Here is a 21,679-nt window from a genome sequence, read left to right as displayed (position 1 = left end):
TTGACCGACTGGCGGGGCTGTGGTTCTCTCACATTCAACCAAGCAAGCGCTAGTGTGAATGCCGATGAATGTAATGAATGCGTCCCCACGCCGCAAGGAGTTGACCCGCCTGGCCGCCCAGTTGTTCGTCCAGGAGGGCTTCGATCGTACCACGGTGCGTATGCTGGCCCAGGAGATGGGCATCAAGTCCGGTAGCCTCTTTCACCATTTCCGCGACAAGCAGGAGATCCTGGCCGCGGTAATCGAAGAGGGCACCGAGAATGCCCTGGTCATCGCTCGAGACGCGCTTGCCCGCTGTGACAGCAGTGCCTCGGCACGCTTGCATGCCATGGCGCGTGCCCACCTCGAGACCCTGCTCACCGATCGCAATGCCCATGTGGTTGCCCTCTACGAGTGGCGCCGACTCGACACCGAGGCGCGTGCCCATCTGAGCCACCTGCGCGACGCCTACGAGGCGCTGTGGGAAGAGGTGATCGACGAGGCGCTGGCAGAAGACCTGGTCCACGGTGATCGCTTCCTGGTCTCCCGTTTCGTGATGGGGGCGCTCAACTGGACGGTACGCTGGTATGACCCGGAAGGCACGCGTACCCCCGACGAACTGGCCGATGAGCTGGTGGCCATGATCACTCACTCGGCCTCAACTCGTTGAATTCGGCGCCTGTTCGGCGCCGCCTCGACCATCGTCTAGGCGCTTCTCTCTGCTCCTGCTCTTGTTCTGTGCGGTCCGACTCGCTAGGTTAGACCTAGCGCTTGTTAGGTTTACGCTTACGTTAACTGCTAACCATAACAATCACAAAACAACCCATGAGGACAGCCCATGAGCACGCAAGCCAGCCTGCCCAACTACCGTGACTACCTGGAGCGATTCTCCATCGATGACGTCATCGCCCGCCTGGACGACCATCACGATGGCAAGTTCAACGCCTTCGAGTCCTGCTGTGGTCGCCACCTTCGAGCCGGGCGGGGCGACGTTCTGGCCCTGGTCCATGAGGACACCCAGGGCAACGTCAACCGGATGACCTACGCCGAGCTCGAGGCCGAAAGCGCCAGGCTCGCCGGCTGGTTCGCCGAGCGTGGCCTCGGCGTGGGGGACCGCATCGCCTGCATGCTGCCACGCTCGCCTCAGCTACTGGTCGCCATACTGGCCACCTGGCGGATCGGTGCTGTCTATCAGCCACTCTTCACCGCCTTCGGCCCCGACTCCGTCGACTACCGCCTGGGGCGCGCCGATACCAAGCTGGTCATAACCGATCATGCCAATCGTTATAAGTTCGACGGCTTGAGCCAGTGCCCTCCGGTGCTGGCGGTGGGAGGCCCCAGCAGCGAGCATGCCGACGATCTAGACTGGCACCAGGCGCTGGCTAATGCACCGGTCGAGACCCAGCCGCCGCGCCTGGAGCGCGAGGCGCCTTTCCTGCAGATGTTTACCTCCGGCACCGTGGGCAAGCCCAAGGGCGTGGCCGTCCCGCTCGCCGCGATGCCAGCCTTCGCGCTCTACATGGAGCTGGCCGTCGGGCTGCGTGACAGCGACCGTTTCTGGAACATGGCCGATCCGGGCTGGGCCTACGGCCTCTACTACGCCATCACCGGACCGCTGCTGCTGGGTGTGACCACGCATTTCTGTGAGGCCGGCTTTACGGCCGAAGGCGCCCTGGCCTTCATGCGCCGTCACCGGCTTACCAACTTCGCCGCTGCCCCCACCGCCTATCGCCTGATGAAGGCTTCCGGCCTGTTCGATGATGCCCATGAGACTCTCGAGCTACGCGCGGCCAGCTCTGCCGGCGAGCCGCTCAATACCGAGGTGGTGAACTGGGTGGAGCGCTCCCTGGGGTGCCCGGTAACGGACCACTATGGTCAGACCGAAACCGGCATGACCTGCAACAACCATCAGGCCCTCGAGCATCCCAAGCATGCCGGTGGCATGGGGGTACCCATGCCCGGCTATCGCCTGGCGATCCTCGATGCCGAGTACAACGAGCTGCCGCCGGGCGAGCCGGGGGTGCTGGCGGTGGATATCAAGAACTCTCCGGCCTTCTTCTTCCCCGGTTATACCTGGCAGGAGAAGCACCCCTTCGCCGAGGGCTACTACCTGACCGGTGACGTGGTGGTCCGCAACGAGGATGGCACCTTCCAGTTCGCCGGCCGCGATGACGATATCATCACCACCGCCGGCTATCGGGTTGGGCCGACCGATGTCGAGAATAGTGTCATGACGCACCCGGCGGTGGCCGAATCGGCCGCCGTGGGCCAGCCTGATGAGATCCGCGGCGAGATCATCAAGTCCTATGTGGTGCTGCGCGATGGCTTTGAACCGAGCGATGTCCTGGCCGACGAGATCCGTCAGCAGGTCCGCGAGCGCCTCTCGACCCACGCCTTCCCGCGGGTGGTCGAGTTTGTGGATGAGCTGCCCAAGACACCGAGTGGCAAGATCCAACGCTTCAAGCTGCGTGCCGATGCCGTCGACAAGGCCGCAAGCGAGTAATTCGAGGAGTTCCTATGCAGATCAAAGACAGCACCTTCCTGATTACCGGGGCCGCCTCCGGGCTGGGTGCGGCCACCGCCGAACGCCTGGTGGCCGCGGGTGGCCGCGTGGTGCTCTGTGACCTGAGCGATGCCGTGCATGACCATGCCGAGCGCCTGGGGGAAGCGGCCCGGGCGGTGCGTGGCGATGTCACCTCGGGAGAGGAGATCCAGGCCGCGGTGGATGCCGCCGTCGAACTCGGTGGTGAGGGCGGTCTTGCGGGAGTTGTGCACTGTGCCGGTGTCGTCAGTGTGGGCAAGCTGGTCGACCGCGAGGGCAACCCTGCCGACCTGGAGGCCTATAACCGTGCGATCCAGATCAACCTGGTGGGAACCTTCAACGTGATGCGCCTGGCCGCCGCCGCCATGTCGAAGAATGCACCGGGCGAGGATGGCGAGCGTGGGGTGATCATCAATACCGCCTCCATCGCCGCCTTCGACGGTCAGGTGGGGCAGTGCGCCTACAGCGCCTCCAAGGCTGGGGTGGTAGGCATGAGCCTGCCGGCAGCGCGCGAACTCTCGCGTCACGGCGTCAGGGTCATGGCCATTGCCCCGGGGGTCTTCGAGACCCCCATGATGAGCGAAATTCCCGATGAGGCCGCCCAGGCCCTGGCGGCCGCCGTGCCTTTCCCCAAGCGCCTCGGCCGGCCCGAGGAGTTTGCCCGCATGGCCGAGCAGATCATCACCAATACCATGCTCAATGGCGAGGTGATTCGCCTCGACGGCGGGATTCGCATGCAGTGACCGGGCGTCGCCTGGAGCTGTAAGCCATAAGCTATCAGCTCTAGAAAATGCCCGCGGTGCCGTTGAATAGCACCCCGAAGGCTGGACACTCTATCCAACCTTCGGGGTGTTTTCTCTTTCGGGGTGTTTTCTCTTTCGAGGTGGGGCTCTTTCGGGGGGGGCATGGGGAGTGGCAGCAGAGCCCGTGTCGTTCGAGTTTTCAATCGAACGCTTGACTCTCGGTCGTGTGACAGCTAATTTCAAACACATGTTTGAAAGCGGTTGCCATTGCCTACCTGCAACTGACAACTGGCGCCACTCTTGTGGTTCACCGAGACATTGGAGAGTTCGAGATGCCCGACTATCAGGCCCCCCTGCGTGACCTTCGTTTCGTGATGGATGAGATGCTGGACTACCCGGGCCACTATGCTCGCCTGCCCGGTGGGGAAGAGGCGACGCCCGACGTGGTCGCCGCCATCCTGGAGGAGGGGGCGCGCTTCTCACGCGAGGTGTTGTTGCCACTGAATCAGAGTGGCGATCGCGAGGGCTGCCTGCTGGAGGGTGGCGAGGTGAAGGCCCCCAGGGGGTTCAAGGAGGCCTATGCCCAGTATGTCGAGGGTGGCTGGCCGAGCCTGGCCGCCGACCCCGCCCATGGTGGTCAGGGGTTGCCTCACTCGCTGGCCATGGTGCTCAACGAAATGGTCTGCTCCACCAACCTGGCCTGGGGCATGTACCCGGGGCTCTCCCATGGCGCCGCCGACGCGCTGCGTCATCACGGAACCGAGGAGCAGCAGGCCACCTATCTCACCAAGCTGGTGGAGGGCACCTGGACCGGCACCATGTGCCTGACCGAGCCTCACTGTGGCACCGATCTGGGCCTGATCAAGACCCGTGCGATGCCCAATGACGATGGCAGCTACGCGGTGACGGGCACCAAGATCTTTATCTCCGCCGGTGAACATGACCTGGCCGAGAATATCGTCCATCTGGTGCTGGCCAAGCTGCCCGACGCGCCCGAAGGCTCCAAAGGCATCTCGCTGTTTGTGGTGCCGAAGTATTTACCCAATGAGCACCTGCCCGATAGCGACGGCAACCCCGGTGAGCGCAACGGCGTCACTTGCGGCTCCCTGGAACACAAGATGGGTATCCATGGCAACGCGACCTGCGTGATGAACTTCGACTCGGCGAAGGGCTTTCTGATCGGGGCACCCAACAAGGGCCTGGCCTGCATGTTCACCATGATGAACGCTGCCCGCATCGGGGTCGGCATCCAGGGGCTGGGCCTCACCGAGGCCAGCTTCCAGAACTCGCTGGCCTATGCTCGCGATCGCCTGCAGATGCGTGCACTCTCCGGTGCCAAGGCGCCCGAGAAGGTCGCCGACCCGATCATCGTTCATCCGGATGTGCGGCGCATGCTGCTGACCCAGAAGGCTTTCGCCGAGGGCGGCCGGATGCTGGTGCTGTATACCGCCCAGATGATCGATATCGTCGAGCAGGGCACCGATGCCGACGAGAAGGCGCGGGCCGAGACCCTGCTGGGCCTGCTGACGCCTATCGTCAAGGCATTCCTTACCGAGGTGGGCTTCGAGGCGACCAACGAAGGCGTGCAGGTCTTCGGTGGGCACGGCTTCATTCAGGAGTGGGGCATGGAGCAGCTGGTGCGCGATGCGCGCATCACTCGCCTCTATGAGGGCACGACCGGTATCCAGGCCCTCGACCTGCTGGGTCGCAAGGTGCTGATGAGCCAGGGCGAGAGCCTCAAGGCCTTTACCAGGGAGATCCACAAGTTCTGCCAGGCCGAGGAGGGCAACAGCGAGCTCGCCGAGTTCGTCCGCCCGTTGGCCAAGCTCAACCAGGAGTGGGGCGAGATGACCATGGCAATCGGCATGAAGGCGATGGCCGATCGAGAGGAGGTGGGGGCGGCCAGCGTCGACTATCTGATGTATTCAGGTTACGTGACCCTGGCCTACCTGTTCGCCCGTGCCGCCCGGCAGGCTCGCGCCGCACTTGCCGAGGGCACCGACGAGGCCGCCTTCTACCGGGCCAAGCTGGATACCGCGCGCTTCTTCTATCAGCGCCTGCTGCCGCGCACCCGTGCCCACAAGGGCGCGCTCGAGGCTGGAGCCGAGCCGCTGATGGCCATCAGCGCCGAAGATTTCGGACTCGGCTTCGAGATCTGACGCCAGATTTCCCTGGCAACAACGATCGATGGGCGGCGAGGGCAACCTCGCCGCCTTTCTTGTGATGAACCTTTCTTGATGGGACTGCTGGTGCCGGCGGGGCTGGGCAGGCATCATGCGTGATATACACGTCGTATCGACGCGCGCCCAGGGCGCCGGGAGGCCAGCATGACCCGTTCCACCCGCCTGCAGGCGCTCATTCGGCTCCTGCGCCATCGCCAGGAGCCGATGCCTGGCTCCGCCCTTGCCGAGGCCCTGGGGATCTCGCTGCGCACCCTCTACCAGGAGGTTGCCGTGCTGCGCGCGGTGGGGGTCGAGGTGGTCAATGAACCCGGCCAGGGCTATCTATTGCCCCCAGAGGTCGTGCTGCCACCACCGGCCCTGCAGGAACCCCAAGGGGTCGGACAGGGTGAAGGGGGCTCACCCCAGGCGAAGGCCGCGGAGCTGATCTTCTATACCAACCCGCTGTCGCGTGGCGGCATCGTGCACTGGATGCTGGAAGAGCTCGGCATCAACTACCGCACGGTCACGCTGGAGTACGGCAACGCCATGAAGTCGCTGGAGTACCTCGCCATCAATCCGCTTGGCAAGGTACCCGCCATCCGCCACGGCGGCACCGTGGTGACCGAGGCCGCGGCGATCTGCGCCTATCTGGCCGATGCCTTCCCCGAGGCTGGACTGGCCCCGCCGCCCGCCGCGCGGGGTGACTACTACCGTTGGCTGTTTCTTGCCGCCGGTCCACTGGAGAGCGCCATCGCTCTCAACGACCTGGGCGTCATGCCCACCCCGGAGCAGGCGATGCGCCTGGGCAGCGGCGACTATTACTCGCTGGTGGATACCCTAGCCGGTGCCGTGGCGGGCAAGCCCTTTATCGCCGGTGACGCCTTCAGCGCGGCGGATGTCTATGTGGGCTCGCACATCGGCTGGGGCATGCACTTCGGTACACTCCCTCGCCGCCCCGAGTTCGAGATCTATTGGGATGGCCTGCGCGAGCGGCCGGCCCAACGGCGCTGCGAGGCCTTTATCGAGCGGGTAATGGCTGGAGGTACCTGACTTCCCTCAGGCGCCATGCAGGCGGCGGTGCAGGGAGCGGATCCGCTCGGCGAAGGCCGGTACTGGCCCCTCGACCACGGCGTCCGGCACCACCTGCTCGATGGGCAGTGGCGCCACCGGCGCCGGCGCAACGCCCATCTCCTCGAGCCAGCCGATCAGCTGCTCGGAAGAGCTGGCGTAGACGATGCGCCCCAGCCCCACCCAGCCATGGGCCGCCGCGCACATGGGACAGTGCTCGCCGGAGGTATAGACGGTCGCCCCGGCGCGCTGCTCGGGTGTGAGGTGCTCCGCCGCCCAGCGGGCCAGAAAGAATTCGGGGTGCTGGGTGGCGTCGCCGCCGGCCACATGGTTGTGGTCCTCGGCCAGCACCTCGCCCTCTGCACTCACCAGCACCGAGCCGAATGGCTCATCGCCCGCTTCCAGTCCCTTCTCCGCCAGCGCCACGCAGCGCTCCAGATGAATCATATCGGTGGCATCGATCATCGTTGGGTCTCCAGTGGTGAAAGGGCCTCCAGCATAGGAAGCCTCGCCGCGGTTTGCATCCTCCGAGTCCATCGCCGGGCAGAGCCAGGTCTGGGCCGGCCGGAGCGCTGCGGTAAGGTAGCCAGTCCTGTTACCAAACAGCGCGTAAAGCATCGCCCAACCGGGCGGTGATATAAGCGCGCACCGCCACGCGGTGCTCGGTTGAAATCCTGAACGTTGCCTGATATTTATACAGAATGACTAAGCGCGCCTACAAAGAACGGTTGTATCCCACGCCCGAGCAAGCGGTGTTGCTGACGCACTCGTTTGGTTGCGTGCGTTTTGTCTGGAATAATACACTGGCCTACCGCTCCGAGGCGTATCAGCAGCGCGGCGAGTCGATATCACATTCCACAGCGGAAAAGCGACTGGTGGCCCTCAAGGCGGAATATCCGTGGCTCAAGGACGTGTCTAGCGTCATCCTGCAACAAGCCCTCCGCGATCAAAAAGCCGCCTTCGATAACTTCTTCAACCCTAAGCTCAAGGCACGCTATCCACGCTTCAAACGCAAGGATGGCCGCCAATCCATTCGGCTGACCAAAGCGGCGTTTCGCTATCGGGATGGCGAGATCACCATCGCCAAGACGACGACGCCGTTGCCGATCCGCTGGAGCCGGCCTCTGCCCAGCGCCCCGTCCAGCGTGACGATTTCACGCGACCGGGCAGGCCGCTACTTCATCAGTTGCCTGTGCGAGTTCACGCCGGACGTGCTGCCGGTGACGCCGAAGATGACGGGGATCGACCTGGGGCTGACCGACCTTTTCATCACCAGCGAGGGGATGAAGTCAGGCAATCCGCGCCATCTGAAGCGCCACGAAGCGAAGCTGGCGTACCTGCAACGCCGGTTGGCGAAAAAGCAGAAAGGCTCGCGCAACCGGAACAAGCTGCGCCAGAAGGTGGCGCGGCTGCATGCCAAAATCGCGGATTGTCGCCGCGACGCCATTCACAAGGCGACCCGCACGCTCGTCAACGAAAACCAAGTGCTGTGTGTCGAGTCGCTAAACATCACCGGAATGCTCAAGAACCACTCCCTGGCCAAGGCCATCAGCGATGCCGGCTGGGGCGAGTTCGTGGGCCAGCTTGAGTACAAGGCCGAATGGGCGGGACGGCAAGTGGTGAAAGTGAGCCAGTGGCTGCCCAGCAGCAAGATGTGCCACGGCTGCGGGCACAAGGTTGAAAAGCTGCCGCTGTCGCGGCGCCATTGGCACTGTGACGGCTGTGGCCGCGCCATCGACCGCGACATCAACGCGGCCAGGAATATCCGAACCGCCGGGCTGGCGGGGTTAGCCTGTGGAGCGACCGGAGCGGGGGCAGCGGCTTAGCCGCTGCCTAGTGACGGCGTGTCGAAGCAGGAAGGTTCTCGGGGTGACCCAAGAACCCTCGCCCGACAGGGCGGGGAGTGTCAGCAGAACTCGTCCAGCATCAGCAGCAGGGTGGCTCCCACGGCGGCGAGTAACAGGGCGTTGCGGACCCAGCGAATGCCACGGGTCAGGGAGTGCAACCATCCGTAAGCATCGGCGTTCTCGACCGTCTCCTCCCTTTCCTGCCTCGCCATTATGGAGCCGGGCGACAGCCGCCCCCTCAGCCAGTCGATCAGCGTCCGGGCGCTGGCGGTGACCGCCAGCAGCCTGTCCAGCGCCGCGGAGAGCGCCGTCAGCAGCAGGGCGACATAAAGGAGTGCGCCGATGCCCAGCAGCGGAGCCACCTCCGCTTCCCATCCCGGTGATATCTGAAACCCCGGTAATGCCGAGCGCACCACCGTGACGATACCGACCACGACTCCCAGCGCCTCCTGCAGATGGGAGAGCAGCCCCAGCAGCAGCAGGGTGAGCTCCATGGTGGCCAGCCAGCCCTGCCGGGCGGCATCGCTGAGCCACAGGCCGGCCCGACGCAGCAGGGTTCGCAGGACGATCGGCAGCGCGAAGATCGCCGCGACGCTCAGGGCCAGGAGCAGCAGGTCTCGCGCCTCTCCGGGCTCGAGCCCGAGGATCAGCGTCAGACTCACCGTGCTGACCAGGGCCAGTCTGACCCAGCGCACAGGGTGCCAGGGGGTGTGGGTGCCTTCCCGACGATCGCGCAGGCCGCTGCCCAGCGCACCGAAGGCGAAGGCCACCACCGGGGCGCCCAGGTTGGCACTGCTCCAGGCCAGGAGGACTCCGCTAGTCTCCACGATGGCGGCCATGCATATCACGCCGGCGACCCCGCGTCGCCGATGGCACCAGCCGGCCAGCAGGGCCGCCAGCGGGAGAGCGAGTCTGCTGCCCACGGGAGCGAGCTGTCGGAGCAGGTCGCCATGCTCTCCCGCCTGTATAACGAGAAAATGCCAGGCCGGATACCCGCCCCATAGCATCAGCAGCAGCGCACAAGTCCCAAGTGGCCTGGCCGGCAGCGGCGTGATGGGCCCCTGCGCCTCATGGAGCTCGCGTTGGTATCGCCCGGCCAGAAAGCAGGCCGCCCCGGTCAGGAAGTCGGCGGGGGTGTCGAGCCGGTAGCCAATCCGCCTGGGTAGCTCCAGCAGCGTCCCATCGAGCAGGGCCAGGGCGAGCCCCGCGGCGGTGGCCAAGGCCAGAGGGCCCAGCACCGGCAGTGTCGGGGCCCGGGCACTGCCGAGCAGAAACAGCAGGAAGAACAGCGCTGGCAGTAGACGGATCGAGACACCGATATCGACGCCATTGTCGAGCCCCTCCCTGGCCACGACCAGATGCAGCGGAAGCAGGAGAAGCGCGGCAAGGAAGCCGAAGCCCGGCCGGAAGCGATCGGCGAGGTCCGGCACCCTCCATCCGGACGCCAGCATGGCGGCAAGCGCGATGGCGACCAGATAGAGGCCAGGCTCGGCGGGAAAGCCGCCAACCGGTAGATAGAGTCCGAAGGGAAGCAGCGATCCACCGACCACTACCATGCCGACTCCCCGCCAGCCATGGCGGTCGCCGGCGAAGGCTGCCAGTGGCACACAGGCGAGGGCGGCATGGAAGTACAGGACATCGATCAGGAGCCACTGGAAGGAGAGCAGCATAAGGCCAGGAAGCAGCCAGTAGGGGCTTGTCATCATCGCCTCCCCCGGGACCCGGTCGGCTCGCCTCGGTCGCCTGCCCACGGCAGGTCAAGAGCGAAAGGTCCGCTCCTTCAATATAGTGAGCGCAAGGCCGTCACGTCGCCGCCACCGGCTGGGGGGATCACTGACGGGTCGGGGAAACTGTCTGCCGTGGTGAGCCTGACTCCTTCACTTCCGGTGTCGGTCCGGGACGGCATGCAGCCACCGCCCGCCACAGGCGTTCTGCTAAGATGGCCGGCCCAGACCGGATGCTTCTGCCAGGAGTGGCTCGCTCACCATGATCCCCGACCGTCTTCCCCCGCTCGACAGCATCGCCGCGGAGCGTGCCGTGCGACGCCTCGACCAATTGACCAAGCCCCCGGGTAGCCTGGGGCGCCTGGAGCGTCTGGCCGTGGAGTTGGCGGCCATCCAGGGGGAGTCACTCCCCCAGGTTGCGCCCCCCGCCATGCTGGTGTTTGCCGCCGACCACGGGGTGGCCGCCGAGGGGGTGTCGGCCTTTCCCCAGGAAGTGACCGTACAGATGGTGGCCAACTTCACCGCCGGTGGGGCCGCCATCAATGTTTTCGCCCGACAGCACGCGGCGCACCTTGAGGTCATCGATGTGGGGGTGGCCACTCCCTTGCCCGATGGCGCGGCCCGTCATCCGCGCCTGGTGAACGAGAAGGTCCGTCTCGGCACCGCCAACATGCTGGAAAACGACGCCATGACACGGGACGAGGCCCTGCAGGCCATGGCGGCAGGGGCGCGCGCCGCCAAGCGTGCCGCCTCGGCCGGCAGTCGCTGCCTGATCATCGGCGAGATGGGCATCGCCAATACCACGGCGAGTAGTGCCTTGTTGGCCGTGCTGACCGGCGGTCCTGTGGCCGGGCTGGTCGGAAACGGTACCGGTCTCGATGCCAGCGGTGTGGCCCATAAGCGGTCGGTGATCGAGCGCGCCCTGGCGGCACGTCGGCCGGATCGCAACGACCCGCTGGGGGCTCTGGCCGCGGTGGGGGGGCTGGAGATTGCCGCCATGGCCGGGGCCTTTCTGGGCGGCGCCGAACAGCGCCTGCCGCTGCTGGTGGATGGCTTTATCGCCACCGTGGCGGCGCTGGTGGGGCGTCGGCTGTGCCCCGGCTTGCGAGAGTATCTGATCTTCGGTCACCGCTCCCAGGAGCCGGGGCACGAACTGGCGCTGAAGGCCCTCGATGCCCGGCCGCTACTCGACTTCGGGCTGCGCCTCGGCGAAGGCACCGGCGCCGCCCTGGCCTTTCCGCTGCTGGACTCGGCGTGTCGCTTGCTGTCGGAGATGGCCACCTTCGACGATGCCGGTATCGGCGCTGGGTCATGATGTCGGAGACTATCCAGCTCGGCTTTGGGCCAGGGCTGACCCTGGCCGTCGATGAGGAGTGCGTGCACCTTGCCAGCCCTCAGCCACTCTGGACGCTGAGCAGCGCCCTGGTGGGTGGTGGCTTCGGCTGGCGCCACCATTTCTGCAACTTTCATGTAGACAAGGACTACGCTGGCCACGAACCGACCGGGGACCTGGCGAGGTGGCTCACGGCGCGCGGTATCCCGCTGGAGAGGAGCCTGGCCATGATGACCGCGGTGCGACTCGAACATCTGACGCTGGTCGAAGGCGAGGGAGTACTGGTGGCGGTGACCGCAGGGGCAGGCAATGCCGTGGATATCACCGCCCCCCTGGCCGGCGACCCTCGACCGGTGGGTACCATCAACACCCTGGTGCTTATCGATGGGTGCCTCAGCGACAGCGCCATGGTCAACGCCTGCCTGTCTGCCAGCGAAGCCAAGGTACGTGCCCTTCAATCGCTGGAGGTGCTCGATCCCCACAGCGGCACGCCGGCAAGTGGTACCTCCACCGACTGCCTGGCGATCGCCGCGACCCAGCAGGGCGCGGTGTCTCCCTACGCCGGGTCCGGTACGCGTCTGGGGCGCGAGCTGGGCCAGGCGATATATCGGGCCACCCGAGAGTCGCTACTCGCCCCCCGGGAGTGGCGGCGTGGTGCCAAGGAACGGGCGGTGTTCCATGGCTGAGCCGCTATCGCTTGCACTGCTCGGCCTGGTGCTGGCCGCCGTGGGCGTCGACCTGCTGATCGGCGATCCGCGTCGCCTGCCGCATCCGGTGGTGGGCATGGGCAGGGTGATCGCTCGCCTGGAAGGCGGCTGGAACCATGGCAGCCGGGTGAGTCGTCGGTGCAAGGGGGCCTTGATGACGGCGCTGGTGGTACTGGGCAGCGGGGGACTGGCCTGGTCGGCCATCACGCTACTGGCACGTGTTCACCCCTGGCTGGGCTGGCTCGCCGAGGGGTGGCTGCTGGCCAGCTGTCTGGCGATCAAGGGCCTGCGCGACGCCGCCCTCGCCGTCGCGGCGCCCCTGACGGGTGGCGATCTGCCCGGCGCTCGTCGGGCACTCTCCATGATCGTCGGGCGCGATACCGCCGAACTGGATGAGGCCGACATCGCCCGTGGCACGGTGGAAACCGTGGCCGAAAACAGCGTGGATGGCATTACTTCCCCGCTGTTCTTTGCCCTGCTGGGCGGTGCGCCTCTGGCGCTGGCCTACAAGGCGATCAACACCCTCGACTCCATGGTGGGCCATCGCAGCGCACGCTATCTCGACTTTGGCTGGGCCTCGGCCAGGCTCGACGATCTGGCCAACTGGCTGCCGGCACGTCTGACCGCCCTGACGCTATGGCTCGGCGCGCGACTGAGCGATGGGCGGCGGACCCGGGGAGCGCTGGCCGCCACCCGCCGGGAAGCGCCGCGCCACCTTAGCCCCAACAGCGGCTGGCCCGAGGCCATGGTGGCCCATCTGCTGGGCGTGCAGCTCGGCGGTAACAACCACTACCTCGGCGAACTCTCAGCGCGGGTTCGGCTCGGCTCCCCCCATGAGGCCCTCGGTGCCCGGCATATCCCGGCAGCGGTTCGCTTGATGCATGGCGGTTGGGTCGTCTTTCTGGCGTTGCTGGCCCTGGTCACTCTGTTGAAGGAGGTGCTGACATGAGTTCGAAGGAGTGGCCGCTCCACGGCGGTCAAGCGGCGCCCTTGCTGGCTCGCTTCGGGCTGGCCGACGACACGCCGGTGCTGGATGCCAGCGCCAATCTCAATCCCCTGGGGCCGCCGACCTGGCTCCCCAACTGGGTGTCGGCTCGTCTGCAGGGGGAGGGCGAGGCACTGGCCCGCTATCCCGATCCCGACTATCGCGAGGCGCGTGAGTCGATCGCCGCTCGAGAAGGGGTGACATCCGAGCAGATACTGCTGACCAACGGTGGCGCCGAGGCGATCTTTCTGGCCGTTGCCCTCCATGCCCGGGAGTTCCCTGCCGCTCCCGTAGCCATCGTCGAGCCCACCTTCGCCGAGTATGCACGAGCCTGCGCGGCCCATGGCCTGCCAGCCACTCGCCTGACTCTCGAGCCGCCGGACTTTCGCCTCGACCCGGAGGCGGTGGTCGCCGCCCTGGGCGAGGCGCGGCTACTCTTCCTGTGCCGGCCCAACAACCCCACCGGCACCCTGGCGACGAAAGCCTCGGTGGAGCGGCTACTCGAACTCACCGCGGAGCGCGGCTGTCGCGTGGTGGTGGACGAGGCCTTTATCGATTTCGTGGGCAACGAGACGGGAAGGCCGACGGGGGGGGAGGCGTTGACGCCACTGCTGACCCGCTTCGAGCACCTGATCCTGCTGCGCTCGTTGACCAAGCACTTTACCCTGCCGGGGTTGCGCCTGGGCTATCTGCTGGCCGACCGCGAGACGGTGCGCCATGCCGCCGGCTGTCAGCCCGCCTGGAGCGTCAATGGCCTGGCGGCGGCACTGGTGGCGCCGCTGCTCGCCGACCGCGACTTCGCCAATTGCACCGAAGCCTGGCTCGCCACCGAGCGGCCGCGGTTGCAGGTGGGGCTCGGTGCCCTGGGCCTGGAGGTGATCCCCAGTAGGGCCAACTTCTTCCTGATGCGTCACCCCAGGGGGCGCGAGGCGACGCGCCAACTGTTGCCGGCGCTGCTGCGCCGCGGTGTGCTGGTGCGTCATACCGAGTCCTTCCCGGGCCTCGACGGCGGCTGGTTGCGTCTGGCCCTGGGCGATGCCACGACCAATGCGCGCCTGCTGGCGGCCCTGGCCGAGGTGTTGCGGGAAGCCGAGGAGGGCGGGTCATGATCGCCTTCGTCGGTGGTGGGGCGCGCTCCGGCAAGAGTCGTCATGCCGAGGCGCTGGCCGGCGCCTTGCATCAATCCCGCCGTGGCGAGCTCGTCTATCTCGCCACGGCCCAGGCCACGGACGCCGAGATGGCCGCGCGAATTGCGCGCCATCGTCACGAGCGCGGCACCGGTTGGCGCACCCTTGAGACGCCCCTGGCGCTGGACACGGCCCTTGCCGAGGTGGCCGAGGGAGATAGCGTGCTGCTGGATTGCCTGACCCTCTGGGCCAGCCAGTGGCTCTATGCCAGTGGCGGCCAGGAGGCCGATGGTGAGGCGATGCTGGCCCGGGTGATCCAGATGGCCCGCACGCGCGATATCGCCCTGGTGGTGGTCTCCAACGACCTCAACGAGGATCTGCCACCAGCCGATGCCGAGACCTGGCGCTACCTGGCCTTTCTCCAGCGACTGCATCGCCGGCTGGCGCGAGAGGCCGACCGGGTGATCGAGGTGGTGGCCGGCATGGCACTCGAGTGGAAAGCCATCGACGGCCAGGCTGACGGGGAATGCAGCGCGGAGACGAGACGATGAAGGAGGCCCTCCATGGGCTGGTGCTGGCCCTGCAGTTTCTGACTCGAATTCCTATGCCTGTTGCCTGCCCGTGGCATGCCGGCACCTGTCGCTGGGCGTTGCGCTGCTATCCCCTGGTGGGCCTGCTGATCGGCGCGGCCCTGGCGGTGGTGGCCGCTCTCGGGGTGGGACTTCCCACCCCGCTGCTGACGCTGACCCTGCTTAGCCTGTGGGTGGCGCTCAGCGGGGGGCTACATCTCGATGGCGTAATGGATCTGGCCGATGCACTGGGCAGCAATGCGTCCCTGGAGCGGCGCTGGGCGATCATGAAGGATAGCCAGGTGGGCAGCTTCGCCATTCTCGCCCTCGTCTTCCTGCTGGCCTGGAAGGGAGTACTGCTGTGGGCGCTGCTCGACGCCGGGGTCAGCCCCTGGCTATGGGTGGCACTGCCGGCCCTGGCCCGCTTCGGCGCCCTGGTGCTGTTGCGCCTGGCGCCCCTGGCACGGCGCGAAGGGTTGGCCTGGACCTGGCGGCAACACCTGAGGCATCGCGACCTGGCGCTATCGCTGCTGCCGTTGCTGAGCATCTTCGGCTTCGTGCCCGGTGGGGTCTGGCTGCTGGGTGCTCTGCTGGTCTTTCTATGCCTCTATGGCCTGTTCATGGTCAGGGCCTTTTCCGGCATCAACGGCGATATCGTTGGTGCCGCCATCGAGGGAGGAGAACTATGGCTGCTGCTCGTCGCCTGGAGCTGGTGGTGGTTCGGCATGGCGTGACGCGCTGGAATCTTGAACGACGCTACCAGGGGCAGCGCGACATCCCGCTTCTGCTGCCCGATGCCGTGCCTGACATGGAGCGATTGCGTGAACATCTGGCGGACACCGAGTTCGATGCCATCCACTCCAGTGACTTGGCCCGCTGCCGACAGACGCTGGCCCATGTTCAGCCGGGCCGCGACGCCTCGGCGCTGTTCGACCCGCGCCTGCGCGAACTCGATTTCGGCGACTATGAGGGTTGTACCTGGGACGAGCTCAAGGACGATCCGCACTATCGGGCATGGATCGATAGTGCGGGCATGCAGGCACCGCCCGGCGGTGAGTCGTCCGATGCACTCTGGAGCAGGCTCTCTGCCTGGCTAGAGGGTGTACTTGCACAGGCGGGTGATCGACAGCGCGTGTTGGCGGTCAGCCACGGCGGCGTGATTCGCGAGCTGCGCCGTCGTCTGGAGGCCGTCGACTTCTGGGAGGGCGTGGTGGGCCAGGCCCAGGGGCGTCACTTCACGTTTATCCATCATGAGGGAGGCTGGCGATGCAGTGCTTCATCGGCGGTGCCTGTTCAGGGCGACGCGAACTAGTCAGCAAGCGCTTTCCGGCGGCGCACTGGGAGCGGCTGGCGCTGGGGCAGACCGTAGGTGCCAGGCCCTACGATCTCTCACCAGGGTCTGTTCTGGTGGTCACCGGCTGGGCCGGCTGGCTCACTACCGCCCTGGCCGAAGATGGCGACGACGGTGTACGGCAAGGCTGGCGTGCCATGCTGGAGGCACTGGTGGCGCTGGAAACCCGGGGGCTGGAGGTTGTACTGATTCTTGATGAGATGGGGCGCGGCATCGTGCCCATGGCGCCCGAAGCTCGCCGGCTGCGGGATCTCAACGGCTGGTTGGTCCAGGAGGTCGCGTCACGCTGCTCGGCGGTGTGGTATGTGCGACATGGCCTGGCCAGGCGACTGGACAGCGGAGAGTAGCGACCAAGGCGTCGCCGATGGCGGTAACGTTCAAGGCTGTTCCGGCGACAGGCCTCCGAGGGGGCGCTACGAGTACTTCCTTGTAGGCTACCTCGGCCCTGCGGCGCTCTCGCGTCCCGCTTCGCTTGCAGGTCCGGTGCTGGCCATCCATGGCCAGCCCGTTCGGAGCAGTGCTCCTCACCCCTGGTCCTCGGACCCCCTCTCCGGCCTGTCCCCGGCGCCTTTCACTATCAGTCTGGTGGTAACTGCGATTATCCTCCAAGGCGCCGCCCCCGCGTTGACGCTTCTGATGGGGATTGGTAGCTTACGCGCACTCTCAGGTGCTGGCGGAGTGAATGCCGCCAGGTAAACGGGAAGTCGGTCCATTCCGACGCTGCCCCCGCAACGGTGATCGAGTCAAGAACCGCCACTACCTTCAAGGGTATGCCACTGTGCCCATCGGCATGGGAAGGCGGCGGTTCTGCAGGGTCGTTGGCATCACGCCAGCCCCTCGCTCGTCAGCCCGGAGACCGGCCCGAGAGCGCATGCCGGACCGCGGAGGGTGGTCAACAGGCAGGGCCTCGACCGCACGCATCCACGCCGTCTCCCTTCCTTCCGTCCCTCTGCACCGGCCCTAAAAAAGCAGTATGACACCGTGCGGGTGAGTACGGTGAGCAAGGGATAGAGATGAACACGACACACGCAACCCGTGGCCTGGCGACCTTCGCACTGGCCGCACTCCCCTTGGCCGTGCAGGCCGTAGACACCCAGAACGCCGATACCGGCGAGACTCTGGTGCTCAACCCCATGGTGGTTACAGCAGCTCTGGCGCCGCGCACCGCCGACGAGAGCCTCGCCTCGGTGACGCTGCTGGATGAGGCCACCTTACGCCGACAGGACCCCACCAGCTTGACCGATCTCTTCCGCGGCCAGCCGGGGGTGGATGTTAGTTCCTATGGCAGCTTCGGCAAGGGTAGCAGCGTCTCCATTCGCGGCACCTCCAGCAACCAAAGCCTGCTGATGATCGACGGTATTCGCCTGCGTTCGGCGACAACCGGGGCACCGGCCTGGGAATTTCTTGATCCGCGCATGTTCGAGCGTGCCGAGATCGTGCGCGGTCCCCGCGGCAGTCTGTATGGCGCCGATGCCATGGGTGGGGTGATTCAGCTGTTTACGCCCGAGGGTGAAGAGGGCGAGGTGACACCGCGCATCTCCTTCGGCGGCGGCTCCTTCGATACCCAGCGTTACAGTGCCAGCCTCTCCGGCGCCGATGGCGGTACTCGTTATTACTTTGGTGCCAGCCGTTTCGATACCGAGGGAGCCCCGGTGCGCCGCGATGGTGATGACAAGGGTTATGACAATACCAGTGGCCTGGTGCGGCTCTCTCACACCTATGAGAATGGTGCCGAGGTAGGCATCCTGACACTGCGGGCCCGAGGCAATACCGAGTTTGATGGTGGCGAGAGCGACTATGTTCAACAGGTCACTGGACTCTATGGCGAGCTGCCAGTCACCGAGCAATGGGAAAGTCGACTGACGTTGAGCGAATCGCGTGATGAGCTCGATACCTTCAATACTGACTACCCATCTATCATCAATACACGAACGCAGACGGCGCGCTGGGAAAACAGTCTAAATTTGTCATCACACCAATTGATTCTCGGCGCTGAGTATAGTGAAGACAAGGTGTCGGGTACCACTGACTATCTGGTCGATAGCCGTGATAACAAGGCTGTCTTTGCCCAGGGTCTTATGGATTTTTCGCCTCTGGCCGTTCAAGCCAGCTTGCGTCATGATGATAACGAGGCCTACGGCGATGAGGTGACTGGCAGTCTGGCGCTGGGTTATGCTCTCGATGATCAGCATACGCTGCGTGCCAGTTATGGCACCGCCTTTCGTGCCCCCACCTTCAACGATCTCTATTACCCTCCTGCCAGCTCGAGTAATCCGAATCTGGAAGCTGAGACTTCCGAGACTATTGAGCTCGGATTTCGTGGGCAATATGACGCCTGGTTCTGGGATCTCGCCGCCTATCAGACTAACGTCGATGAGCTGATTGCGTTGGATGTCAATTACCGGCCGTTCAATGTCGACAAGGCTCGGATTCGTGGCGCGGAGCTTGCGGCTGGTACGGAAATGGGTAACTGGATCCTGCAGGCGGCACTCACCTATACCGATCCCGAAGATCGTGATAGCGGCGACCGGTTGCCGCGGCGGGCTACCCAGAGCCTGCGTTTCGACGTCGATCGCGAGCTGGGCGATTGGTCACTGGGCGGCTCCTGGATTGCACAAAATCACCGTTATAACGACGCCGGCAACGATGCTCGTCTGCCTGGCTACGGTATCGTCAATCTGCGTGCCGGCTGGGAGTTTGCACCGATGTGGTCGGCACGCCTGACCCTCGAAAACGCTCTGGATAAGGAGGTCGTTACTGCTCAAGGAGCAGATTTTGATCCGGTCACTTGGGAGAGTATACCGTTTAACTATATCAACGCCGGCCGTGCGGCCTTCCTGAGCGTGCACTTCGGGCCGTGATCACGAGACGGCTTTCTCGGCTATTGTTGGCCGGTCTTGTGTTGGCCGGCCTTGCGCTGCTGCCCCTGGCGGCGGCCCAGGCCCGGGCCGACATATGCGCGGTCGATGCCCTGGATCGCGAGGTGTGCCTGGAGCGGCCCGCCTCGCGCATCGCCGCGCTGTCACCGGGTGCCACCGAGCTCGCCTTCGCCGCCGGCGCGGGTGAGCGGGTGGTTGCGGCGGTCGAGTACAGCGACTATCCGCCCGAGGCCCTCAAGATTCCTCGAGTCGGCAGTCATGGCCGCCTCGATCTGGAGCGCCTGCTGGCGCTCACCCCGGACCTGGTGATTGGCTGGGTCACCGGCAATCCCGCCGAACAGCTCGAGCGCCTGGAGGCGTTGGGCATGGCGGTGTTCTATATCGAGCCACGCAACTTCGACGAAATAAGTGCCACGATCGAGCAGTTGGCCCGCTTCGCCGATATCCAGGAGGCGGGCGAGGCAGAGGCCGAGCGTTTCCGCCGGGAGATGGCTTCGCTGGCCGAGCGGTATGCCCAGGCCAAGCCGGTCTCGGTCTTTTATCAGGTGTGGGACCAGCCGCTGATGACCATCAACAACAGGCACTGGATCGGTCAGGTGCTGCGGCTGTGTGGTGGTATCAATGTCTTCGGCGACCTCGAGCGCCTGGCACCTCGTCTCGATGAGGAGGCGCTACTGGCGGCGAACCCCGAGGTGATCCTCGCCGGTGGCAGGGGGGAGGATAACCGAGACTGGCTGGCACATTGGCGAGGCTATCCATCACTGACGGCGGTTGCCCAGGACAATCTCTTCTTCGTACCGCCCTCGCTGATCCAGCGCCCGACGCCCCGTCTCCTGGAAGGCGCCAGCATGGTCTGTGATCAGTTAGATCGGGCTCGGGCACGGCGAGAGGGGGAGAAGTGATCGCGCTGCTTCGCCCCCTGGCATTGCTGACTCTCGCCGCACTGGCGGCACTGGTGCTTTCCGTGGCGCTGGGTAGCGTAACGCTACCGCCTGGCGACGTTCTGGCGGCCCTGAGCGGGCGTGGCGAAGGGCTCGCGCGCACCTTGATCCTCGAGTTGCGCCTGCCTCGCTCGCTTGCCGCCTTTGCGGTGGGCGGGCTGCTCGCCGTGGCCGGGGCGCTGATGCAGGTGCTGCTACGCAACCCTCTCGCCGATCCTTATGTGCTGGGGCTCTCCGGAGGAGCCGCGGTGGGGGCGCTGATGGCCATGCTGGTGGGCGTGGGAGGACTGTTGATCTCGGGCTCCGCCTTCGTGGGGGCCCTGATCTCGACTCTGCTGGTGTTCGGCCTGGCCCATGGTCGTGGCGGCTGGACACCTTCAAGGTTACTGCTGACCGGCGTGGTGGTGGCGGCCGGTTGGGGGGCGGTGATCACACTGATGCTCTCGGTCAGCCCCGTCGAACGCCTGCCCGGGATGCTCTACTGGCTAATGGGTGATCTCGCTCATGCCGGCTCACCCTGGCCGCTGTTGACGCTGCTGCTGGGCGCTTGCCTGCTGGTGGTGCCCCTGGGGCGCCACCTTAATGTCTTGGCGCGGGGCCCCTTGCAGGCCGCCGCCCTGGGGGTGGCGGTGCGACGCCTTGAGTGGGGGCTCTTTCTGACGGCAAGCCTGTTGACGGCGGCGGCGGTGACCGGTGCCGGCAGCATCGGCTTCGTGGGTCTGGTCGTGCCGCATATGCTGCGTCTGGCGCTGGGTAATGATCAGCGCCTGATCCTGCCCGCCTGTGCGCTGGCCGGGGGCACCCTGTTGCTGGTCGCCGATACCCTTGCCCGCACCGTGATTGCGCCGGAGCAGCTGCCGGTGGGGGTGATCACCGCGCTGCTCGGCGTTCCCACCTTCCTCTACCTGCTCTATCGAGGCTCCTGATGGTTGATCCAGTGACACCGCCGCTGGTGGCCCGCCATCTGGTGATCGATGTGCCAGGGCGCACCGACGGTGAGGCTCTTGACCTCCGGGTCGAGCCGGGGCAGGTCTGGGGCGTGCTGGGGCCCAATGGTGCCGGCAAGACCACTTTGCTGCATACCCTGGCGGGGCTGCGCCCGCCTCGCGCCGGTGAGGTGCTTCTGGGAGAGGCGCCGCTTGCCTCGCTGCGTCGTCGTGAGGTGGCCAGGCGGCTGGGGCTGGTGTTTCAGGAGCGCCACGACGGCTTTCCCTCCACGGTGCTCGAAACGGCGCTGATCGGCCGCCATCCCTGGCTTTCGCCCTGGCAGATGGAGGATGGCGAGGATCTCCGCCTGGCCGAGGCGGCGCTCGAACGACTCGATGTGGCCCATCTGGGCGAGCGCCTGGTGAGCACCCTTTCGGGGGGCGAGCGTCAGCGACTGGCCATCGCCACGGTATTGACCCAGGCACCGGCGATCTGGCTCGCCGATGAGCCCACCAATCATCTCGACCTGCATCATCAGACGGCGGTAATGGCCCTGCTTAACGAGCTGGCCGGTGAAGGGCGTGCGGTGATGATGTGCCTGCATGATCTCAACCTGGCCGCACGCTGGTGCGACCATCTGTTGCTGCTCTACCCGGATGGACGAGCGTGCTGGGGCCCGGCGCAGGAGATGCTGGTTCCCGAGGCGCTGGAGCGCCTGTACGGTCAGCGGCTGGCGAGTGCGGAGATCGATGGAGCCCCTGTCTTCGTGCCGGCGCGCTGATTCGTTGGCGTTGG

General features: G+C 65.8%; 20 protein-coding genes and 1 riboswitch. Of the genes, 18 read left to right on the top strand and 2 right to left on the bottom strand.

Annotated elements, in window-relative coordinates:
* Positions 1 to 73: 73 nt before the first annotated feature.
* The 5 genes from Q0894_RS01560 to Q0894_RS01540 all read left to right on the top strand — a co-directional run bounded on the left by Q0894_RS01560 (position 74) and on the right by Q0894_RS01540 (position 6,476).
* The gene (locus Q0894_RS01560) at positions 74 to 649 is read left to right on the top strand and encodes a TetR/AcrR family transcriptional regulator (protein WP_299230878.1); all 576 of its coding nucleotides are present in this window, start codon (positions 74 to 76) and stop codon (positions 647 to 649) included.
* A 168-nt stretch (positions 650 to 817) separates the two neighbouring features.
* Positions 818 to 2,482: an AMP-binding protein gene (locus Q0894_RS01555; RefSeq protein ID WP_299230876.1), complete on the top strand. Its 1,665-nt coding sequence runs from the start codon at positions 818 to 820 to the stop codon at positions 2,480 to 2,482.
* Positions 2,483 to 2,496: 14 nt separating this feature from the next.
* Positions 2,497 to 3,264 carry an SDR family NAD(P)-dependent oxidoreductase gene (locus Q0894_RS01550; protein ID WP_299230874.1) on the top strand — a complete coding sequence of 256 codons (768 nt, stop codon included), beginning with the start codon at positions 2,497 to 2,499 and terminating at the stop codon, positions 3,262 to 3,264.
* A gap of 332 nt (positions 3,265 to 3,596) precedes the next feature.
* The gene (locus Q0894_RS01545) at positions 3,597 to 5,423 is read left to right on the top strand and encodes an acyl-CoA dehydrogenase C-terminal domain-containing protein (RefSeq protein ID WP_299230872.1); all 1,827 of its coding nucleotides are present in this window, start codon (positions 3,597 to 3,599) and stop codon (positions 5,421 to 5,423) included.
* Positions 5,424 to 5,591: 168 nt separating this feature from the next.
* Complete coding sequence (locus Q0894_RS01540) at positions 5,592 to 6,476, top strand: glutathione S-transferase N-terminal domain-containing protein (protein WP_299230870.1); 885 nt, start codon at positions 5,592 to 5,594, stop codon at positions 6,474 to 6,476.
* A 6-nt stretch (positions 6,477 to 6,482) separates the two neighbouring features.
* Here the strand turns inward: Q0894_RS01540 and Q0894_RS01535 are convergent, their stop codons facing one another.
* Positions 6,483 to 6,959, bottom strand: a complete 477-nt coding sequence (locus Q0894_RS01535; RefSeq protein ID WP_299230868.1) for a nucleoside deaminase — start codon at positions 6,957 to 6,959, stop codon at positions 6,483 to 6,485.
* 236 nt (positions 6,960 to 7,195) lie between these two features.
* On the opposite strand from Q0894_RS01535, the gene Q0894_RS01530 reads away from it, so the two are divergent.
* Complete coding sequence (locus Q0894_RS01530; RefSeq protein WP_299230867.1) at positions 7,196 to 8,320, top strand: RNA-guided endonuclease TnpB family protein; 1,125 nt, start codon at positions 7,196 to 7,198, stop codon at positions 8,318 to 8,320.
* An 80-nt stretch (positions 8,321 to 8,400) separates the two neighbouring features.
* Here Q0894_RS01530 and Q0894_RS01525 read toward each other — a convergent pair whose 3' ends face one another.
* Complete coding sequence (locus Q0894_RS01525; RefSeq protein ID WP_299230865.1) at positions 8,401 to 10,047, bottom strand: hypothetical protein; 1,647 nt, start codon at positions 10,045 to 10,047, stop codon at positions 8,401 to 8,403.
* A 280-nt stretch (positions 10,048 to 10,327) separates the two neighbouring features.
* Here Q0894_RS01525 and cobT point away from each other — a divergent pair, with 280 nt between their 5' ends.
* From cobT to Q0894_RS01465, 12 genes are all read left to right on the top strand, one after another.
* Positions 10,328 to 11,380, top strand: coding sequence for a nicotinate-nucleotide--dimethylbenzimidazole phosphoribosyltransferase (gene cobT, locus Q0894_RS01520; protein WP_299230863.1), 1,053 nt, complete (start codon positions 10,328 to 10,330; stop codon positions 11,378 to 11,380).
* On the top strand, positions 11,377 to 12,084 hold the full coding sequence (locus tag Q0894_RS01515) for an adenosylcobinamide amidohydrolase (protein ID WP_299230861.1): 708 nt from the start codon (positions 11,377 to 11,379) through the stop codon (positions 12,082 to 12,084). The genes cobT and Q0894_RS01515 overlap by 4 nt, the downstream gene beginning before the upstream one ends.
* Entirely contained in the window at positions 12,077 to 13,054 is a 978-nt protein-coding gene (gene cbiB, locus Q0894_RS01510) for an adenosylcobinamide-phosphate synthase CbiB (RefSeq protein ID WP_299230859.1), read from the top strand. The genes Q0894_RS01515 and cbiB overlap by 8 nt, the downstream gene beginning before the upstream one ends.
* The gene (gene cobD, locus Q0894_RS01505; protein WP_299230857.1) at positions 13,051 to 14,199 is read left to right on the top strand and encodes a threonine-phosphate decarboxylase CobD; all 1,149 of its coding nucleotides are present in this window, start codon (positions 13,051 to 13,053) and stop codon (positions 14,197 to 14,199) included. Before cbiB ends, cobD begins: the two co-directional genes overlap by 4 nt.
* Positions 14,196 to 14,768, top strand: a complete 573-nt coding sequence (locus Q0894_RS01500; protein ID WP_299230855.1) for a bifunctional adenosylcobinamide kinase/adenosylcobinamide-phosphate guanylyltransferase — start codon at positions 14,196 to 14,198, stop codon at positions 14,766 to 14,768. The genes cobD and Q0894_RS01500 overlap by 4 nt, the downstream gene beginning before the upstream one ends.
* A complete protein-coding gene (locus tag Q0894_RS01495; RefSeq protein ID WP_299230853.1) occupies positions 14,765 to 15,520 on the top strand; it encodes an adenosylcobinamide-GDP ribazoletransferase in 756 nt (251 codons plus the stop codon). The genes Q0894_RS01500 and Q0894_RS01495 overlap by 4 nt, the downstream gene beginning before the upstream one ends.
* The gene (locus tag Q0894_RS01490; protein ID WP_299230851.1) at positions 15,472 to 16,098 is read left to right on the top strand and encodes a histidine phosphatase family protein; all 627 of its coding nucleotides are present in this window, start codon (positions 15,472 to 15,474) and stop codon (positions 16,096 to 16,098) included. The genes Q0894_RS01495 and Q0894_RS01490 overlap by 49 nt, the downstream gene beginning before the upstream one ends.
* Positions 16,053 to 16,484, top strand: coding sequence for a bifunctional adenosylcobinamide kinase/adenosylcobinamide-phosphate guanylyltransferase (locus tag Q0894_RS01485; RefSeq protein ID WP_299230850.1), 432 nt, complete (start codon positions 16,053 to 16,055; stop codon positions 16,482 to 16,484). The genes Q0894_RS01490 and Q0894_RS01485 overlap by 46 nt, the downstream gene beginning before the upstream one ends.
* Positions 16,485 to 16,785: 301 nt before the next feature.
* Positions 16,786 to 17,017, top strand: a riboswitch (cobalamin riboswitch).
* 133 nt (positions 17,018 to 17,150) lie between these two features.
* Positions 17,151 to 18,998: a TonB-dependent receptor gene (locus Q0894_RS01480; RefSeq protein ID WP_299230848.1), complete on the top strand. Its 1,848-nt coding sequence runs from the start codon at positions 17,151 to 17,153 to the stop codon at positions 18,996 to 18,998.
* 41 nt (positions 18,999 to 19,039) lie between these two features.
* On the top strand, positions 19,040 to 19,918 hold the full coding sequence (locus Q0894_RS01475) for a cobalamin-binding protein (RefSeq protein ID WP_299230846.1): 879 nt from the start codon (positions 19,040 to 19,042) through the stop codon (positions 19,916 to 19,918).
* Positions 19,915 to 20,883 carry an iron ABC transporter permease gene (locus tag Q0894_RS01470; protein WP_299230844.1) on the top strand — a complete coding sequence of 323 codons (969 nt, stop codon included), beginning with the start codon at positions 19,915 to 19,917 and terminating at the stop codon, positions 20,881 to 20,883. The genes Q0894_RS01475 and Q0894_RS01470 overlap by 4 nt, the downstream gene beginning before the upstream one ends.
* Positions 20,883 to 21,665: an ABC transporter ATP-binding protein gene (locus tag Q0894_RS01465; protein ID WP_299230842.1), complete on the top strand. Its 783-nt coding sequence runs from the start codon at positions 20,883 to 20,885 to the stop codon at positions 21,663 to 21,665. The genes Q0894_RS01470 and Q0894_RS01465 overlap by 1 nt, the downstream gene beginning before the upstream one ends.
* The last annotated feature ends 14 nt before the right edge of the window (positions 21,666 to 21,679 follow it).

The sequence above is a fragment of the uncultured Halomonas sp. genome (assembly GCF_947501415.1).
In the GTDB taxonomy this organism is placed as follows: domain Bacteria; phylum Pseudomonadota; class Gammaproteobacteria; order Pseudomonadales; family Halomonadaceae; genus Halomonas.
This window is presented reverse-complemented; position numbering and strand designations above follow the sequence as displayed.

Bases quoted from the DNA above. Each gene is read 5' to 3' on its own strand.
- Q0894_RS01560 (WP_299230878.1), top strand. From the start codon at position 74: ATGAATGCGTCCCCACGCCGCAAGGAGTTGACCCGCCTGGCCGCCCAG.
- Q0894_RS01555 (WP_299230876.1), top strand. From the start codon at position 818: ATGAGCACGCAAGCCAGCCTGCCCAACTACCGTGACTACCTGGAGCGA.
- Q0894_RS01550 (WP_299230874.1), top strand. From the start codon at position 2,497: ATGCAGATCAAAGACAGCACCTTCCTGATTACCGGGGCCGCCTCCGGG.
- Q0894_RS01545 (WP_299230872.1), top strand. From the start codon at position 3,597: ATGCCCGACTATCAGGCCCCCCTGCGTGACCTTCGTTTCGTGATGGAT.
- Q0894_RS01540 (WP_299230870.1), top strand. From the start codon at position 5,592: ATGACCCGTTCCACCCGCCTGCAGGCGCTCATTCGGCTCCTGCGCCAT.
- Q0894_RS01535 (WP_299230868.1), bottom strand. From the start codon at position 6,959: ATGATCGATGCCACCGATATGATTCATCTGGAGCGCTGCGTGGCGCTG.
- Q0894_RS01530 (WP_299230867.1), top strand. From the start codon at position 7,196: ATGACTAAGCGCGCCTACAAAGAACGGTTGTATCCCACGCCCGAGCAA.
- Q0894_RS01525 (WP_299230865.1), bottom strand. From the start codon at position 10,047: ATGATGACAAGCCCCTACTGGCTGCTTCCTGGCCTTATGCTGCTCTCC.
- cobT (WP_299230863.1), top strand. From the start codon at position 10,328: ATGATCCCCGACCGTCTTCCCCCGCTCGACAGCATCGCCGCGGAGCGT.
- Q0894_RS01515 (WP_299230861.1), top strand. From the start codon at position 11,377: ATGATGTCGGAGACTATCCAGCTCGGCTTTGGGCCAGGGCTGACCCTG.
- cbiB (WP_299230859.1), top strand. From the start codon at position 12,077: ATGGCTGAGCCGCTATCGCTTGCACTGCTCGGCCTGGTGCTGGCCGCC.
- cobD (WP_299230857.1), top strand. From the start codon at position 13,051: ATGAGTTCGAAGGAGTGGCCGCTCCACGGCGGTCAAGCGGCGCCCTTG.
- Q0894_RS01500 (WP_299230855.1), top strand. From the start codon at position 14,196: ATGATCGCCTTCGTCGGTGGTGGGGCGCGCTCCGGCAAGAGTCGTCAT.
- Q0894_RS01495 (WP_299230853.1), top strand. From the start codon at position 14,765: ATGAAGGAGGCCCTCCATGGGCTGGTGCTGGCCCTGCAGTTTCTGACT.
- Q0894_RS01490 (WP_299230851.1), top strand. From the start codon at position 15,472: ATGGCTGCTGCTCGTCGCCTGGAGCTGGTGGTGGTTCGGCATGGCGTG.
- Q0894_RS01485 (WP_299230850.1), top strand. From the start codon at position 16,053: ATGCAGTGCTTCATCGGCGGTGCCTGTTCAGGGCGACGCGAACTAGTC.
- Q0894_RS01480 (WP_299230848.1), top strand. From the start codon at position 17,151: ATGAACACGACACACGCAACCCGTGGCCTGGCGACCTTCGCACTGGCC.
- Q0894_RS01465 (WP_299230842.1), top strand. From the start codon at position 20,883: ATGGTTGATCCAGTGACACCGCCGCTGGTGGCCCGCCATCTGGTGATC.